Annotated in this window: 1 protein-coding gene and 1 pseudogene; both read right to left on the bottom strand. The window is 35.0% G+C overall.

The genetic code is table 11. The features are described 5' to 3' along the window. Positions 1–671 (bottom strand): hypothetical protein (locus JIG41_RS03620; protein ID WP_199524268.1); only part of this gene is annotated, 671 nt, incomplete at its 3' end. A 67-nt stretch (positions 672–738) separates the two neighbouring features. Next, positions 739–1,032 (bottom strand): annotated as a pseudogene (locus tag JIG41_RS03615) (hypothetical protein); the annotation flags it as partial.

Raw genomic sequence — 1,032 nt, 5'->3', positions numbered from 1 at the left:
CGCTCCCATGTATAACGACAGTAGTTTGGGTTTTGTGGGTTGTCTTTAACGCGAATTTCACTAAACGCACCACGGTGGTTGCTGTAATCTTTATGAGCCACATACATCGCATGGGTGACACCATGTCCTTGTGAATGGTTGGCTTTAGCGTAAAACGCCTCGATATCTGAGAACGGAAATGTCGCATGACCATGCTCATTCTTTTGCGCATTATCAACCGACCAGGTAAAGCTTACCGTTTGATTTATGCGGTCAAAATACACCTCACGTCGAGGTAAAATGTAGCGTGCTAAAATAGGCCCGAAGTTGAGGAAGAAAAGGTTAAAACTAAGAGAAAGACATACAAAAAATACAGGAAATGAAGCAATATTCGGTTTGTATATCAATTCATAGAACCATGCAATCAAGGCTATAATCATAAAAGTAGTTAGTACTGCTCCCAGTAATATAGGCCCTAGTGTTAACGCAAGCATCGCATCATTTGCTTTTTGGAAACCTAAATAACGACCTTCGTTATCAATACAATTTGAATCTTTAAACCTTCTTTTTTCATCCTTTAAGACTAAAATTTTTACTATTTGAAAACCCATTAAATCAGTGAATTTATTAAACCTCTTTTTCGAAAAAAAATTTTTAAAATTCTGCGAATTTTCCATCACTCTTGCATTCATTTTTGCGAATCTATACGAAATAGACATTGATATCCTTATCTTTCAATGTTGGCCTAACAGCCAGTTTTTATAAATCAATCATTAAAAACGAAGTGAATTTTTGCCACACTGTTTTGCCAAATTTAATCTCACTTTCAGGTTTTATATTTTCTGCGTATTTCCAAGGAAACTTAAAAATTTCAGGTGGATTGAGCTTTTTGATTGGTTTACCCATTAGTAAATTATCTAGTTGCTCATCATCATTAAATTCTTTTAAAAGTTCATCATCTGCTTGGGTCATTTGCTTTAAAAATGATTTATCAACCCGATACCAAAAATATTTTGGACGACCATTCGCTTTATCAAACTCTGCGGTTGTTTT

The sequence above is a fragment of the Pseudoalteromonas sp. bablab_jr011 genome, assembly GCF_016464045.1.
Lineage (GTDB): Bacteria > Pseudomonadota > Gammaproteobacteria > Enterobacterales > Alteromonadaceae > Pseudoalteromonas > Pseudoalteromonas lipolytica.
The sequence above is the reverse complement of the archived record's forward strand: the minus strand, read 5'-3'. Positions and strand labels throughout refer to the sequence as shown.